The following is a 14533-nucleotide window of genomic DNA, read 5'->3' as shown; positions in this document are numbered from 1 at the left end:
CCGGTGGCCGTCGCAGTCGCCAAGATCGGTTGATCGCCCGCCCGACGGAAGGTGTCCATCCCGTGGCGTTCCTGCTCGCCCTGCCGGCCCTGCTCGGGCTCGTCGTCATCGCCGTCGCACTGGTGGTGAAACTGGCCTCCGCGGCCCTGCCCGGCCGACGCCCCGACTGGGCGGTGGACCTGCTGCGTTGGGTGGCCGGTCTGGGGGTGGCCGCCGGGGTGTGCCTGTACCTCGTGGGGGTCGGCGCCGTCTCGCTGGTCGACCACGAGAGCAAGTCCGGCGCCGACTCCTCACCGTCCCAGGAGTGCCGCGACGTACCTTCCGAAACCAGGAAGCATCTCGTGGGCTCCCGTCCGTCGTATCTCCCCCTGGCCTTCGACTGCGTCCTCGACGACGGCAGTACCTATCCCAGCGACGGCAGTTACACCTGGTTCAACCGCCTCTCCGCCGGCTGCCTGGTCGGCGGCGCCGCCTCGCTGGTGGCCGGCGGCTTCGTGACGGAACGCCGGGAGCGACGTCGCGCCCGGGCGGCCGCCGAGCCGACCGCCGAGAAGCATCCGTCGACGGGCTGACGAACCCGGTAGCGTACGACCATGACAGGTGACCCCCTGCTCTTCCTCGACGTGGACGGAACGCTTCTGCCGTTCGGCGGGTCCCCGGGCCCGGTGTCCCGCGCGGAGCGGCACCTCCGGCAGCCCACGTCGAACCCGCTGCTGGCGCGCCTGGACCCCGCCCACGGCCCACGCCTGCTCGCCCTGCCCTGCGAACTGGTGTGGGCAACGGCGTGGATGGCGGACGCCAACGAGGTGATCGGCCCGCTGCTCGGGCTGCCGGACCTCCCCGTGGTGGCCCTGCCCGAGGAGCCGGAGGCGGCTGAGGCGGGCGGGGCGCACTGGAAGACGCGAACGGTGGTCGATGCGGCGCGGGGGCGGCCGTTCGTCTGGATCGACGACGAGGTCACCGACCGCGACCGGGAGTGGGTCGCCGCTCACCATCGGGGGCCGGCGCTGCTGCACCGCGTCGACGCGACGGCCGGTCTGACCGAGGCGGACTTCGCCGCGGTGGAAGGATGGCTGCGCGAACGGTCCCCGGTGGGGTGAGCCCACCGGGGACCGTTCCGGGTCGGTGGCCCGGGGTCAGACCGCCGGGGCCGGGAAGGTCGGGTACTCCACGCCGGAGACGTGCTGGACGACCCGGATGACCTGGCAGGAGTAGCCGAACTCGTTGTCGTACCAGAGGTAGAGGATCGCGTTGTCGCCGTCCACCTTCAGCGCGCCGGCGTCGACGATCGAGGCGTGGCGCGAGCCGATGAAGTCGCTGGAGACCGCGTCGGGGGCACTGATGAAGTCGATCTGACGGCGCAGCGGAGAGGTGAGCGACACCTCGCGGAGGTAGTCGAGGACCTCCTCGCGGGTCGCCTCGCGGGCGAGCTGCAGGTTCAGAATGGCGATCGACACGTCCGGCACCGGGACGCGGATGGAGCTTCCGGAGATCTTCGCCTTGAGATCGGGCAGCGCCTTGGCGACGGCGGAGGCCGCCCCGGTCTCGGTGATGACCATGTTCAGCGGCGCGGACCGGCCGCGGCGCTCGGACTTGTGGTAGTTGTCCAGCAGGTTCTGGTCGTTGGTGAACGAGTGGACGGTCTCCACGTGCCCGCGCAGCACACCGTACTCGTCGTCCATCGCCTTCAGCGGCGGAACGATCGCGTTGGTGGTGCAGGACGCGCAGGACAGCACCCGCTCGTCCGGCTTGACGGTGTCGTGGTTGACGCCGTGCACGATGTTGGGGACGTCGCCCTTGCCGGGCGCGGTCAGCACCACCTTGTCGACGCCCGGGCGCAGGTGCTTGGACAGGCCCTCGCGGTCCCGCCACTTGCCGGTGTTGTCGATGAGGATGGCATCCCTGATGCCGTACGCGGTGTAGTCGACCTCGGACGGGTCGTTCGCGTAGATCACCCGGATCGCGTTGCCGTTGGCGACGATCGTGCTGTTCGCCTCGTCGACGGTGATGGTGCCCTGGAACTGGCCGTGGATGGAGTCCCGGCGCAGCAGCGAGGCCCGCTTGACGATGTCCTGCTCGCCGCCGCCGCGCACGACGATCGCCCGCAGCCGCAGGCCGTTGCCGGAACCGGCCTTCTCGATCAGCAGCCGCGCCACCAGGCGGCCGATGCGGCCGAAGCCGTACAGGACGACGTCGCGGCCACCAGCGCGCTCGATCTTGTTCGCGCCCGTCGCGCCCGCCACGGCTCGCGCGGTGAACTCCGCGACCGACAGGCCCTGGTCGTCGCTCTTGTAGGTCGCGGCGAGCATGCCGAGGTCGATCTGGGACGGCCCGAGGTCGAGCGTGGTGAGCGCCTGGAGGAAGGGCATCGTCTCCGTGACCGACAGCTCCTGGCCGGCGATCTGGCGGGCGAAGCGATGGGTCTTGAGGATGCTGACCACCGACTTGTTCACCAGGGAGCGGCTGTGCAGCAGGATCGTCACGTCCCGCTCGCGGTGCAGCTTCCCGATGATCGGGATCATCGACTCCGCGGTTTCCTCGCGGTTCTTCCAGTTGGTGAACGAGTCGTCGTTGACAGTCACGGATCCATCTTTCGAGCTAGAGGGCGCTCATATGTAACCACATCATCGTTTTGGCCAAGCAGGGGGAGGTGGTCGGCGTCTCGCTATGATCAGGTCTACGTAATATCGAGTGATATGCCCATAATGGGGCGACCGCCCTCGCCGGAGTTGACCGATGCCCCGCAAGCGCCCCATGGACGACGGTGACGAGCTGCTGACCAGGCTCGGCTCGCTGACCGCCCAGGCACGTGAGCGCGCGGAGCAGCAGCGCACCCAGGTCGAACTCGCCATCGCGCTGCAGCGCGGCATGCTGCCCAGAGATCTGCCGACGGCTCCGCGCCTGCACCTGGCCGTGCGCTACGCGCCCGCCTTCCACGGGCTCAACGTCGGAGGCGACTGGTACGACGCGTTCGAGCTGCCCGACGGTGGCATCGGGCTGTCCATCGGGGACGTCCAGGGGCACAACATCGAGGCGGCCGCGTTCATGGGGCAGGTCAGGGTCGGTCTGCGCGCGCTGGCCTCCGTCACGAGCGAGCCCGGGGAGCTTCTCGCCCTCACCAACGACCTGCTGCTGTCACTGGGCAGCGACCTCTTCGCCACCTGCACCTTCATGCGGCTCGACCCGGCCACCGGGCTGCTGGAGAGCGCGCGGGCGGGCCACATACCCTGCGTCTGGGCCACCGCCGACGGCAAGTCCGGCGTCGCCGACGACGCGGGCGGCCCGCCGCTCGGTGTGCAGGCGGGCATGGAGTACCCGGTGACCCGCTACCGGCTCACCACCGGCGGTGTCTTCGTCCTCCTCACGGACGGTGTCGTCGAGGGCCCGTCGATGCCCCTGGAGGAGGGCCTCGACCAGGTGGTGCGCCTCGCCGGCATCGCCGCCGTGGCCGGTCTGGAAGCCTCCTCGCTGGCCGCCGCCGTCATCAAGGGCGCCGAGCGCGTGGGACACGAGGACGACGCGGCGGTCCTGGTCATCGGCCATGATGGCCGTGAGGGCCACTAGCGACCTATGGCCCGCCCCCTGCCGTCGGCCGTCCCTTCCCCTTCCCCGCCCCCGCCCGACCCGAACCGCCCGCCCCGCCCTCCTCCCGTCCGACCCGAACCGCCCGCCCGGCCCGCTGCAGCGCCGACCGGGCCGCACCCGTTCAGCCATAGGGCGGGACTCCGGGTCCCTCGCCTCGCCGCCGGGCCGCGGGCGGTGTGTGATGGCAGGTGTGGTGGCTTCCCGGGATCTGCATCGACCGGCCGTCCTGGTCCTCGACACACTGGCCGTGGCCGGCTGCTACTACGCGGCCGGCCGGCTGGGGCTCACGCGGCAGCTGGTGGTCGAGGGAGCCGTGTTCACCCCGATCTGGCCGCCCACGGGCGTCGCGGTCGCCGCTCTGCTGCTCCTCGGACTGCGCTGCTGGGCCGGTATCGCCCTCGGCGTGCTGCTGGTCATCCTGTCGATCACCACGGACCTCACCCCGGCCGTCATCGGCACTCTGTTCGGCAACACCGCCGCCCCGGTCTGCGCCTACCTGCTGCTGCGCCGTGCCGGCTTCCGCACCGACCTCAGCCGACTGCAGGACGGCCTCGCCCTGGTCTTCCTCGGCGCGTTCACCGCGATGCTGATCAGTTCGATCACCGGCGCCGGACTGCTCGTCCTGACCGGCAAGATCGCCGCGCACTCGTTCTGGCCGGTCTGGCTGGCCTGGTGGGTCGGCGACGCCATGGGTGTCCTGATCGTCACCCCGCTGCTGCTCCTGCTCACCCGCGCCCGCTGGCCCCCGCACCCGTCCCACTGGCGCTGGCCGGAGGCGCTGGCCCTGGCCGTCAGTACCGCGGTTCTCGTGCCGGTGGGCACCCACTACGACGTCAGCGTGCTGTTCCTGGTCTATCCGCTGTTGATCTGGGCGGCGCTGCGCTTCCAGCTGACCGGCACCATGCTGTGCGCCCTGTTCGCCTCGGTGATGGCGACGATCGCTGCGACCGACCGCACCGGTCCGTTCGACGGCCTGACCCGCATCGAGGTGATGATCAAACTCCAGGCGTTCAACGGCGCGATGGCTCTCACCGCGCTGCTGCTGTCGGCGGTCATCACCGAGCAGCGCAACACCAGACGCTCGGTCGAGAACGCCTGCCAGGAACTCGTCGAGGTCCTGGAACACCTCACGGCGGGCGACCCCCCGCCGGCCGTCCGGCCTCCGCAGTCGCGAACGCCGACGGACACCGGCCCCCGCCCCGGCGAGCCGCCCCCGCGCTGACCCCCTGTGCAGCTCCGAGTGGTGGGGTCCCCGGACCGGACGTACCGTCGAACGGTGGACCGGCGGCGCACGCAGCCGACCCCGACCCGTCCCGGGGCCCGCCCCGGGAGTGGGATCCGCCATGAGCAGCAGCCAGCGACCCACCTCCGCGACCGCCACCTCCGCCCCGCAGACGGGCCGGGACGGCGGCAGCGTGATGGCCCTGCTGGTCATCGCCTCCTGCCAGCTGATGGTGGTCCTCGACATCACGATCGTGAACATCGCGCTGCCGCACATCCAGCGCTCCCTGGACTTCTCCACCACCAGCCTGTCGTGGGTGGTCAACGCCTACACCCTCACCTTCGGCGGCCTGCTGCTCCTCGGCGGCCGGGCCGGCGACATCCTGGGCCGGCGGCGCGTCTTCATCGCCGGTGTGCTGCTGTTCGTGCTCGCCTCCCTGCTGGGCGGCCTGGCCCAGAACGCCGGGCAGCTCCTCGCCGCCCGTGCTCTGCAGGGCGTGGGCGGCGCCATCGCCTCCCCGACCGCGCTCTCGCTGGTCAGTACGACGTTCCGGGAGGGCCCGGAGCGCAATCGCGCGTTCGGGGTGTTCGCGGGGGTCTCGGCGGGCGGTGGCGCGATCGGTCTGCTCGCCGGCGGTGTGCTGGTGGAGTGGCTCAACTGGCGCTGGGTGCTCTTCGTCAACGTCCCGATCGGCCTGCTCATCGCCTTGGCCGCCCCGCGCTTCATCCGCGAGTCCGAACGCCATCCGGGCCGCTTCGACGTGACCGGCGCGCTCACCTCCACGGCCGGCATGGTGTTGCTGGTCTACGGCTTCATCCGGGCCGCGCAGGACGGCTGGGGCGATCCGCTGACGCTCGCCGCGTTCGCCGGCGCGATCATCGTGCTGGCCGCGTTCGTCCTGATCGAGCGGCGCTCGCGGCAGCCCATCACACCCCTGCACATGTTCGCCGACCGCAACCGCGCGGGCACCTACGCGATCATGCTGTGCCTGGCCGCCGCGATGTTCGGCATGTTCTTCTTCCTGACGCTGTTCGTGCAGGGAGTCCTCGACTTCAGCCCGTTGCAGGCCGGCTTCGCGTTCCTCCCCGTGAGCGCAGTGATCGCCGTGGCCGCAGCGCTGACCTCGCGGTTCCTGCCGGAGTACGGTCCCAAACCGTTCATGGTGGTCGGGGCGGCGCTGGCCGCCACCGGTCTGGCCTGGCTCACTCTGACGGACGTGGACTCCACCTACGCCGGCAGCATCCTCGGCCCGATGCTGGTGTTCAGCTTCGGGATGGGCATGGAGTTCGTGTCCCTGACGCTGATGGCGCTGTCGAACGTGGCCGTCCAGGAGTCCGGAGCCGCCTCGGGCCTGCTCAACGCCACCCAGCAGGTCGGGGGTTCGCTCGGCCTGTCGATCCTGGTCACCGTCTTCGGCACGGCCAGCGACACCGAGGCCGAACAGCAGATCCCGGACTTCCTCGCCCACGCGAGCCCCGCCCAGCGGCTGCGCTTCGAACGCACCGGTGACCTCCCCGAGCCGTGGTCCGACGAGATCCTCGCGGCCGGTGTGTCCAGCGCCTTCGTCACCGCGGCGATCCTGGCGGCGCTGGCCGCCCTGATCGCCCTCGTGGTGATCCAGGTGCGCGCCTCGGACCTGGAGCGGCTCAAGGGCGGGCTGGGTCCGGGCTGAGCGGACAGTCGTAGAAGAAGGGGACGTCCGCCGTGCCGCTGCCGGGGGAGAGGATCCGCAGTCGCGCCACGGCCGAGTAGCGTCCCTCGCCCTCGAAGGACCACAGCAGCCGCAGGCGCGTGGAGCGCTGACCGTTCTCGACGTCCGTGCGCAGGACGCCCGACGACGTGCCGTCGTTGCGCACCCATCGGTAGGTGAGGGTGCCGCTCCGGCCGTTGGTGTGCACCACCGCGGCGACGACGGCGGTCTCACCGCACCCGACGGTCCCGCGTTCGGCCGTGACGGTGACCTCGCGCACGGACAGCGGCGCCACGGGGCCCTGCCGCCACAGTACGAACAGGACCGCGGCGATCAGTACCAGGGCCGGCAGGGCGTGCCGGCGCGGTCCGCGGCGGGGGCGCTCCGGTGGTCGCGGCGCCGCGACGCCGGCGGGGAGGCCGTGGGTGAGCGCGGCGGTGACGCCGGGGCCGAAGCGCAGGACGGTCGGCGCGGCCGGTGACAGGGGGGTGGTGTCCACCAGGGTGGCACCCGGCTCGTCCGGTCCCGGCCGCTGGATCCACTGGCTGCCCAGCACGGTGGCGCTGTACTGGTCGTCGTCCTCCCCCGCGGACGCAGGCCGGCGGTCGTGAGGTGCGTTCATGTCAGCACGCACCTTCGGGTCAGCAGCTGCTGCGAGGCACCGCCACCGGCCGCGGCGGGGCTGGTCGTGGCCCGCACGGTCCAGTAGCAGCCGAGCGTCGTGAAGGTGTGCTCGACGGTGATCGTGTACTGCTCGGCGCCGCTGCGCCGGTACGTCGTCGCCGCGCCGTCCGCGGCTCCCGGCCGACCCTCCGTGTTCCCCGAGAACCAGCCCACGGTGAGGGCGACCGGACCGGTGCCGTCCGTGACGAAGGTGATCGTCGCGGTGGCGGTGTCGGTCCCGGTCTGCCGGAAGCCGGACACCGTGACGTCCTTCACGGAGGGCGGTGAGGACGGCGGTGACGGGGCCGGGGACGTGCTCGTGCCGTCGGTCGCCGTGCTCGTGGCGGTGGCCGTGGGCGTCGACGAGGAGGAGGTGGTCGGGGTGGCCTCGGGGGTGGTGGCGTCGGAGGTGTCCGTCGGCGTGGCCGTGGCGGAGGCCGACGTGGAGGTGGGACCCGCGGAGGGCGTGGCGGTCGGCGACGCCGGGGCGGCCGTCCCGCTCGTGTCCGGCGACGGCTCCGCCGACCCGGGCGTGGCCCGGGTGGTGGCCAGGTCCTGGGCCTGCGCCGCTTCTCCGGGGTTCGCCCCGCCGCCCCCGTTCATGCCCTGCGCCAGCAGGACCGCCAGGAGCACGGCCACGGCCGCCACGGTCAGTCCCGGGCCCGTGGGCAGCCAGGCGCGCCAGCCGTCCCGGCCGGAGGCGCGGGTGAGCACGGTGCGGGCGTGGTCGGCGGGCGGACCGGGCGGTGTGCCGTCGCCGAGCGGCTGCGGCACCAGCAGCAGGGCCACCAGCGCGGCCAGCCGGCGCCGGCCTCGCTTCTCCCAGCCGGCGCCGTAGCGGGCCACGGCGATCGACTCCAGGTCCGCCACGAACGCGGCGGCGTCCTGCGGGCGTTCGGCCGCCGACTTGGCCATCCCGCGCACGACCAGCGGCCGTACCGCCTCGGGCAGGTCCGCCACCGGTACCGGCCGCTCCACGTGCTGCAGCGCCAGCTCGGCCAGGTTCTCCCCGCTGTACGGCTTGCGGCCGGTGAGGCACTCGTAGAACGTGGCGGTGGCGGCGTACACGTCCCCGGCGGGCGAGGCCGGCGCGCCGGACCACTGCTCCGGCGCCATGTAGGACGGGGTGCCCGCCACGCCCGCGCTGATCCCGGCGTCCACCGCGATGCCGAAGTCGACCAGCTTGGACAGGCCCTCCGGGGTGACCAGCACGTTCTCCGGCTTGTAGTCGCGGTGCACCACGCCGACCCGGTGCGCGTCGGCCAGACCGAGCAGCGAGCCCTTGAGCACGGTCAGCGCGGCCTCCGGGGTCAGGGGTCCCTGCCCGGTCAGCAGCATCCGCAGCGAGAGCCCGTCCACCAGTTCCATCACGATGGCGGCGCCCCGGTCCGCCTCCACGTACTCGTAGAAGCCGGCCACGTACGGGCTGGTGAGTCCGCCGAGCAGCTCGGCCTCGGCGCGGAAGCCGTGCAGGAAGTCCGGGCGGGTGCGCAGCTCGTCGCCCAGATACTTCACGGCGACCGGCACACCGGTCTCCTCGTGCACGGCGAGCACCACCCGCCCGCTCGCCCCGGAACCCAGCTCCGCCGACTCGGCGTACCCCGGTACCGTCCATCCGCTCATCGCCGACTCCCTGCCGTCTGGCCCACGCGGACGTAGACACGTTTTCGGCCACGCCGGTTGCGGTGATGCGGCAATCGGGGCCATCGGGCGGCTACTCGTCGGTACACCGCTCTTGACGGCGCATGCCGGGGCCGGGATCCTCGTCGCGTCATCTTGCGCAGGTCATGACAATCGCACGGGTTCCCGCAGGACCCGCCGTCGACCGCGCCATCCCGCCTACCGAGGGACGTGGGCAGTGAACCAGGCCGGACGCCCGTACCGCCGACGCAGACACGTCACCATCACGTCGCTGCTCCTGCTCGTCCTGGCCATGGTGCTCGGCCCCGCGCCGAGCTCCGCGGCCGGAACCGACTGGTGGACCCCCACCGCCCGGCCCGCTCCCGACAGCGGGATCGACGTCACGGGGGAGCCGTTCACCGGCACCGACGCCACCGGAGACGTCCGCGGCTTCGTCGACGCCCACAACCACCTGATGTCCAACGAGGCCTTCGGCGGCCGCCTCATCTGCGGCAGGCCGTTCTCCACCGCCGGAGTCGCCGACGCCCTCAAGGACTGCCCCGAGCACTACCCCGACGGCACCCTCGCCGTCTTCGACTACATCACCCACGGCGGCGACGGCCGCCACGACCCGACCGGCTGGCCCACCTTCAAGGACTGGCCCGCGTACGACTCGATGACCCACCAGGCCGACTACTACGCCTGGATCGAGCGCGCCTGGCGCGGCGGCCAGCGGGTCCTCGTCAACGACCTCGTCACCAACGGCATGATCTGCTCGGTCTACTTCTTCAAGGACCGCGGCTGCGACGAGATGACCTCCATCCGCCTGCAGGCGAAGCTGACCTACGACATGCAGGACTTCATCGACACGATGTACGGCGGCCCCGGCAAGGGCTGGTTCCGCATCGTCACCGACAGCGCCCAGGCACGCCAGGTCATCGAGCAGGGCAAACTGGCGGTCGTCCTCGGCGTGGAGACCTCCGAACCGTTCGGCTGCAAGCAGATCCTGGACATCGCCCAGTGCAGCAGGGCCGACATCGACAAGGGACTGGACGAGCTCTACGCCCTGGGCGTGCGCAGCATGTTCCTGTGCCACAAGTTCGACAACGCCCTGTGCGGGGTGCGCTTCGACTCGGGCGGCCTCGGAACGGCCATCAACGTCGGGCAGTTCCTGTCCACCGGCACCTTCTGGCAGACCGAGAAGTGCACCGGCCCGCAGAAGGACAACCCGATCGGCCTGACCGCGGCCACCCAGGCCGAACAGGCCCTGCCCGCCGGCGTCGAGGTGCCCGCGTACGACGACGGCGCCCGGTGCAACGTGCGCGGCCTCACCGGACTCGGCGAGTACGCCCTGCGCGGCATGATGAAACGCAAGATGATGGTCGAGATCGACCACATGAGCGTCAAGGCCACCGGCCGGGTCCTCGACATCCTGGAGGCCGAGTCCTACCCGGGCGTCATCTCCTCGCACAGTTGGATGGACCTCGACTGGACCGAGCGGATCTACCGCCTCGGCGGCTTCGTCGCCCAGTACATGCACGGCTCCGAGGGCTTCGCCGCGGAGGCGAGGCGCACCGAGGCACTGCGCGACAAGTACGGCGTGGGCTACGGCTACGGGACCGACTTCAACGGCATCGGCGACCATCCCGCCCCGCGCGGCGCCGACACCACGAACCCGGTGACCTACCCCTTCCGCAGTGCCGACGGCGGCTCCGTCGTCGACCGGCTCACCACCGGGCAGCGCACCTGGGACATCAACACCGACGGTGCCGCCCACGCCGGCCTGATCCCCGACTGGATCGAGGACATCCGGCTCGTCGGCGGGCAGGGCGTGGTGGACGACCTGCTGCGCGGCGCCGAGTCCTACCTCGACACCTGGGGCGGCACGGAGCACCACCAGGCCGCCGCGAACCTCGCCCGGGGCGCTGCGGCGACCGCCAGCTCGGCGGAGTGGAACCCGTTCACCAGCTACGCCCCCGGGCGGGCCGTCGACGGCGACCGGGGCACCCGGTGGGCCAGCGGCTGGAGCGACGACCAGTGGCTGCGCGTCGACCTCGGCGCCACCCACCGCGTCGGCAGCGTCACCCTCGACTGGGAACGGGCGTACGGCAGGTCGTACCGCATCGACGTGTCCACCGACGGCACCACCTGGCGCACCGTCTGGTCCACCACCACCGGCGACGGCGGCCTCGACACCGCCCGCTTCCCCGGCACCACGGCCCGCTACATCCGAGTCCAGGGCCTGGCCCGCGGCACCGACTGGGGCTACTCGCTCCACGAGGTGAGCGTCCACAGCGACTGACCGCCGGTCACCACGCCCGCCCCGCCGACGCCCCCTCGGGGCCGTCGGCGGGGCGGGCGCGGTCCCGCTCGCCTACGGCAGCCGCACGAACGGTGCCAGGAACGCCCGGGCGCCCGGCGTGTCCAGTCGGTAGGCGACGTTGGTGGCGTAGCACGGCGTGTCACCGGTGACGGTCGTCGCCGCCAGCAGCCGCCGCCCGCCGATCACCGTGTAGTTGGGGCCGCCCGAATCCCCGTAGCAGGCACCGCCGTTGCCCTGCGGCGCGGTCATCGCCAGCCGCACCCAGGCGTCGTTCAGCGCGTCGAACGTCACCGGCGCCTTCATCCGCACCCCGCCGCCCGGGTGGGTCTGGCCGCCGGGGCCCCTCACCGCCTCCCGGGTGCCGTACCCGGCGACGGTCCAGTCCGTGGAGCGCAGCCCCCGCGACCCCAGGGCTCCCAGCTCGTCCGCGGCCGGCAGCGCGGCCGGGGTGAAGGACCAGCGGGCCGCCACCTTCCGCTCCGGCAGCTCGATCACCGAGATGTCGTGCGGGTCCGCTGCCGGGCCCGGGTACGCGGGATGGCTGTGGGCCGTGCCCTCGACGGCTACGGCCGCCGCCTGCGCGGCCGGGTCCCCCGGGTGATCCAGAGCCGCCGCGTCCAGCCCCGCCTGCACGTCCTGGTCGAGGGAGACGTAGAACCGGACGCCGTCCGGCCAGTCCGTGGTGCAGTGCGCCGCGGTCAGGAAGGTGTCGGTGTCGACCATGGTGCCGGAGCAGACCCAGTCGACCCGGTCCGGCGTCGCCGGGTCGTCGTCGTGATCCCAGGTCGCCACGAGAGCGCCGACCTCGGTGCGTTCGGGGGCGGGTGTGGCGTTGTAGGAGTTGATCGCGGAGGCGGGCAGCGCGGTGGCGAGCACGGCGGCGCAGACGGCAGCGGTGACGGCGGTGGCCGCGGTGGCGGCTCGGGCGCGTACGGCAGTCAAGAAGAACCCCTTCGGCAGGTGTGGGACGGGTGTTCTCCTGTGGGAGGTGAGCCGCATTGAATCCCCTCCCGGTGGTACGCCACAAGGGTGCCCGGTCCGGCGCACGGTGTGGCGGCGGCGCCACCGGGGTACCCGGGCCGGATGGCGGCCGACGGGGCCGCCACGGAGAGCGGAGGGCTCATGGCGCACAGCGGTGAGGGGACGTCGCTGCCCCGTGGCAGTACCACGCCGGACCTTCGCCTGGCGACAAAGACCCCCGACCCGCTGGCACCCCCTGGCGGGCCGCAGCTCCCGGCGCCCGCCCCCGACGCCCCGGCGGGAGACCGCACCCAGGCCATCCTGGAGGCCGCGAAGCAGGTCGGCAGCCTGCTCAAGCGCAACGGCCACCGGTTCGCCGTGGCCGGCAGCGTCGCCGTGTACGCGCACGGCGGCAACTCCAGCCTCCGTCACGACGCCGACTTCTGTGTCCTGCGCGAGGACGCCGACGCTGTCACCGCCACCCTGCGGGAGGCGGGCCTCGACGTGCGGGTGCCGCCGGAGGACTGGCTGCTGAAGGCGACCTGCTTCGGCCAGGAGATCGACTTCATCTTCGAGCTGGCCCACCATCCCGTCACCCCGGAGCTGCTGGACCGCGCGCACGACCTGCCCGTCGATTCGGTGCACATGCCCGTTCTCGCCCCGACCGACCTGGTGTGGAGCCTGCTGGCCGCGTTCTCCGAGCACCACTGCGACTTCGGCGCCGCGCTGCCCGTCGCCCGGGCGCTGCGGGAGAAGGTCGACTGGGCGGACGTACGGCGGCGCTGCGGGCGGGAGCCCATGCCGGCCGCTTTCCTCTTCCTGCTGGAGCGGCTGGACATCGTCGCCCCGCCGCAGGAGCCGTCATGACCGGCCACCACCCTCGGTACCCGGGGACCCAGCCGCCGCCGCGCGGCCTCGACTACCGTGTCGCCCGTCTCGGTGAGCGGCTGGCCGGCGGCCCGCTCGGCGAACTCGGCGTCCACGTCGACGTGCACGGCGACGTGGTCCTGCTGTCGGGCACGGTGCCCACGACCGAGTGCCGTGACGCCGTGCTGAACCTCGCCCGTGAGGAACTGGCGGGCATCGACGTCCACAGCGACGTCTGCGTGGCGGACGCCGGCGCCCCCGACCACGCGGAGGAACTGTCGTGATCCGAGTCGCGGCCGTCGGTGACATCCACATGGGCCCGGACAGCCAGGGGCTGCTCCGCCCCTCCTTCGACACCCTCGGCGAGTGCGCCGACCTGTTGCTGCTGGCCGGTGACCTGACCCGGCACGGCAGCGTGCCGGAGGCCGAGGTCGTGGCCCGCGAGATCAAGGACCTGCCGGTACCCGTCGTCGCGGTGCTCGGCAATCACGACCACCACGGTGGTCACCCCGACGAGGTCACCGCCCTGCTCGGCGAAGCGGGCGCCCAGGTGCTGGAGGGCCAGGCCACCGTGGTGACGTGCGCCGACGGCACCCGGGTCGGTGTGGCCGGCACCAAGGGTTTCGGCGGCGGCTTCGTCGGACGCTGCGCGGGCGAGTTCGGCGAGCCCGTCATGAAGGAGTTCGTGGCCTACTCGCGCCGCCGCGCCGACGGACTGCGCGAGGCCCTGGAGGAACTGCGGGAGCGGGACTGCGACGCGCGGATCGCGCTCACCCACTTCTCGCCGGTCGCCGACACGTTGGCCGGGGAACCCCTGGAGATCTATCCGTTCCTCGGCAGCTACCTGCTCGCGGAGGCGATCGACACCGCCGGCGCCGACCTCGCCGTGCACGGGCACGCCCACCGGGGGACCGAACACGGCATGACGAGCGGCGGGGTGCGGGTCCGCAACGTTGCCCAGCCGGTCATCGGCCGGGCCTTCCACGTCTACCGCCTCCACACCGACGCCACCGCCGACGGCACCGACGCCCCCGACGGCGGGCGTCCGAGGCGCCCCTGACCGCCCCGCACCGCGGTCCTCAGCCGCCCGCACCCCGCGCCGACGTGCCGACGACCTCGAAGAGGGCCGTGCCGACGCGGAGCACACCGCCCGACAACGGCCTGCACCGCACCCCGCCTCCGCCCCGCAGCGCACGCTGCGCTCCTGGCCCGATGGTGGCGTCCATCCACGCGCACGGCCGGGCCGGGCGGTTCACGGACAGCAGCACCGGACCGCCGCCGCAGTCCAGTGACACGGTGCGCCCCACGTACGCGTCGATGTCGACGCCCCGCAGCAGCACGTTGCGGCGGGTGTGCCGCAGGTCGACGCCCGGCGCGAGATCCGCCGGAAGACGCTCCGCCGCCATCAGGGTCACGGACGCGTCCGCGTGTGCCGGCCGTCCGAAGTAGCGGTCCCCGACCAACCCCAGCCCCTCGCGCACTTCCACCCGGTCCACCCGCTCGTCGTCCGGTCCCGCCGCCGGGCCGTCGGCGGGACGCCCCGCGAACCGGTGCGACGGCGAGACCAGCAGCTGCACGACCTCCACCTGTGTCATGCACCCAC

Annotated in this window: 14 protein-coding genes; 9 read left to right on the top strand and 5 right to left on the bottom strand. The window is 72.5% G+C overall.

Going from position 1 to position 14533, the window contains the following annotated elements:
* Positions 1-62 precede the first annotated feature (62 nt).
* A complete protein-coding gene (locus AC3ET3_RS15290; RefSeq protein WP_432136500.1) occupies positions 63-572 on the top strand; it encodes a hypothetical protein in 510 nt (169 codons plus the stop codon).
* A 21-nt stretch (positions 573-593) separates the two neighbouring features.
* Positions 594-1100, top strand: coding sequence for an HAD domain-containing protein (locus AC3ET3_RS15285; RefSeq protein ID WP_432136501.1), 507 nt, complete (start codon positions 594-596; stop codon positions 1098-1100).
* 36 nt (positions 1101-1136) lie between these two features.
* On the opposite strand, the gene AC3ET3_RS15280 is transcribed toward AC3ET3_RS15285, so the two are convergent.
* Positions 1137-2582 carry a glyceraldehyde-3-phosphate dehydrogenase gene (locus tag AC3ET3_RS15280; RefSeq protein WP_432136502.1) on the bottom strand — a complete coding sequence of 482 codons (1446 nt, stop codon included), beginning with the start codon at positions 2580-2582 and terminating at the stop codon, positions 1137-1139.
* 154 nt (positions 2583-2736) lie between these two features.
* Between AC3ET3_RS15280 and AC3ET3_RS15275 the strand changes: the two genes are divergently transcribed.
* The 3 genes from AC3ET3_RS15275 to AC3ET3_RS15265 all read left to right on the top strand — a co-directional run bounded on the left by AC3ET3_RS15275 (position 2737) and on the right by AC3ET3_RS15265 (position 6479).
* Entirely contained in the window at positions 2737-3564 is an 828-nt protein-coding gene (locus tag AC3ET3_RS15275; RefSeq protein ID WP_432136503.1) for a PP2C family protein-serine/threonine phosphatase, read from the top strand.
* A gap of 202 nt (positions 3565-3766) precedes the next feature.
* Positions 3767-4807: an MASE1 domain-containing protein gene (locus AC3ET3_RS15270; RefSeq protein WP_432136504.1), complete on the top strand. Its 1041-nt coding sequence runs from the start codon at positions 3767-3769 to the stop codon at positions 4805-4807.
* A gap of 196 nt (positions 4808-5003) precedes the next feature.
* The gene (locus AC3ET3_RS15265) at positions 5004-6479 is read left to right on the top strand and encodes an MFS transporter (RefSeq protein WP_432136539.1); all 1476 of its coding nucleotides are present in this window, start codon (positions 5004-5006) and stop codon (positions 6477-6479) included.
* On the opposite strand, the gene AC3ET3_RS15260 is transcribed toward AC3ET3_RS15265, so the two are convergent.
* Complete coding sequence (locus AC3ET3_RS15260; protein WP_435612309.1) at positions 6454-7119, bottom strand: hypothetical protein; 666 nt, start codon at positions 7117-7119, stop codon at positions 6454-6456. The two genes, AC3ET3_RS15265 and AC3ET3_RS15260, sit on opposite strands and share 26 nt — an antisense overlap.
* On the bottom strand, positions 7116-8783 hold the full coding sequence (locus tag AC3ET3_RS15255; RefSeq protein ID WP_435612308.1) for a serine/threonine-protein kinase: 1668 nt from the start codon (positions 8781-8783) through the stop codon (positions 7116-7118). The genes AC3ET3_RS15260 and AC3ET3_RS15255 overlap by 4 nt, the downstream gene beginning before the upstream one ends.
* Before the next feature lie 235 nt (positions 8784-9018).
* On the opposite strand from AC3ET3_RS15255, the gene AC3ET3_RS15250 reads away from it, so the two are divergent.
* Positions 9019-11082: a galactose-binding domain-containing protein gene (locus tag AC3ET3_RS15250; protein WP_432136507.1), complete on the top strand. Its 2064-nt coding sequence runs from the start codon at positions 9019-9021 to the stop codon at positions 11080-11082.
* A gap of 72 nt (positions 11083-11154) precedes the next feature.
* Here AC3ET3_RS15250 and AC3ET3_RS15245 read toward each other — a convergent pair whose 3' ends face one another.
* Positions 11155-12045: a trypsin-like serine protease gene (locus tag AC3ET3_RS15245; protein ID WP_432136508.1), complete on the bottom strand. Its 891-nt coding sequence runs from the start codon at positions 12043-12045 to the stop codon at positions 11155-11157.
* Between the two features lie 180 nt (positions 12046-12225).
* Between AC3ET3_RS15245 and AC3ET3_RS15240 the strand changes: the two genes are divergently transcribed.
* Genes AC3ET3_RS15240 through AC3ET3_RS15230 form a run of 3 tightly spaced genes read left to right on the top strand, consistent with a single transcriptional unit; the run spans position 12226 to position 13990 of the window.
* Positions 12226-12930, top strand: coding sequence for a nucleotidyltransferase family protein (locus tag AC3ET3_RS15240; RefSeq protein WP_432136509.1), 705 nt, complete (start codon positions 12226-12228; stop codon positions 12928-12930).
* Positions 12927-13214 (top strand): BON domain-containing protein, encoded by a 288-nt coding sequence (locus tag AC3ET3_RS15235; RefSeq protein WP_432136510.1) that lies wholly within the window; start codon positions 12927-12929, stop codon positions 13212-13214. The genes AC3ET3_RS15240 and AC3ET3_RS15235 overlap by 4 nt, the downstream gene beginning before the upstream one ends.
* The gene (locus AC3ET3_RS15230; protein ID WP_432136511.1) at positions 13211-13990 is read left to right on the top strand and encodes a metallophosphoesterase family protein; all 780 of its coding nucleotides are present in this window, start codon (positions 13211-13213) and stop codon (positions 13988-13990) included. The genes AC3ET3_RS15235 and AC3ET3_RS15230 overlap by 4 nt, the downstream gene beginning before the upstream one ends.
* Positions 13991-14009: 19 nt before the next feature.
* On the opposite strand, the gene AC3ET3_RS15225 is transcribed toward AC3ET3_RS15230, so the two are convergent.
* Entirely contained in the window at positions 14010-14525 is a 516-nt protein-coding gene (locus tag AC3ET3_RS15225) for a molybdenum cofactor biosysynthesis protein (RefSeq protein WP_432136512.1), read from the bottom strand.
* Between the last annotated feature and the right edge of the window lie 8 nt (positions 14526-14533).

It is taken from the genome of Streptomyces sp. bgisy159, assembly GCF_057707805.1.
Note: the sequence above shows the minus strand (reverse complement) of the source record. Positions and strands in the feature narration are given on the sequence as shown.

Excerpts from the sequence above, each read along its gene's own strand:
- AC3ET3_RS15285 (WP_432136501.1), top strand. The coding sequence starts at position 594 with ATGACAGGTGACCCCCTGCTCTTCCTCGACGTGGACGGAACGCTTCTG.
- AC3ET3_RS15260 (WP_435612309.1), bottom strand. The coding sequence starts at position 7,119 with ATGAACGCACCTCACGACCGCCGGCCTGCGTCCGCGGGGGAGGACGAC.
- AC3ET3_RS15240 (WP_432136509.1), top strand. The coding sequence starts at position 12,226 with ATGGCGCACAGCGGTGAGGGGACGTCGCTGCCCCGTGGCAGTACCACG.
- AC3ET3_RS15270 (WP_432136504.1), top strand. The coding sequence starts at position 3,767 with ATGGCAGGTGTGGTGGCTTCCCGGGATCTGCATCGACCGGCCGTCCTG.
- AC3ET3_RS15255 (WP_435612308.1), bottom strand. The coding sequence starts at position 8,783 with ATGAGCGGATGGACGGTACCGGGGTACGCCGAGTCGGCGGAGCTGGGT.
- AC3ET3_RS15225 (WP_432136512.1), bottom strand. The coding sequence starts at position 14,525 with ATGACACAGGTGGAGGTCGTGCAGCTGCTGGTCTCGCCGTCGCACCGG.
- AC3ET3_RS15235 (WP_432136510.1), top strand. The coding sequence starts at position 12,927 with ATGACCGGCCACCACCCTCGGTACCCGGGGACCCAGCCGCCGCCGCGC.
- AC3ET3_RS15275 (WP_432136503.1), top strand. The coding sequence starts at position 2,737 with ATGCCCCGCAAGCGCCCCATGGACGACGGTGACGAGCTGCTGACCAGG.
- AC3ET3_RS15265 (WP_432136539.1), top strand. The coding sequence starts at position 5,004 with ATGGCCCTGCTGGTCATCGCCTCCTGCCAGCTGATGGTGGTCCTCGAC.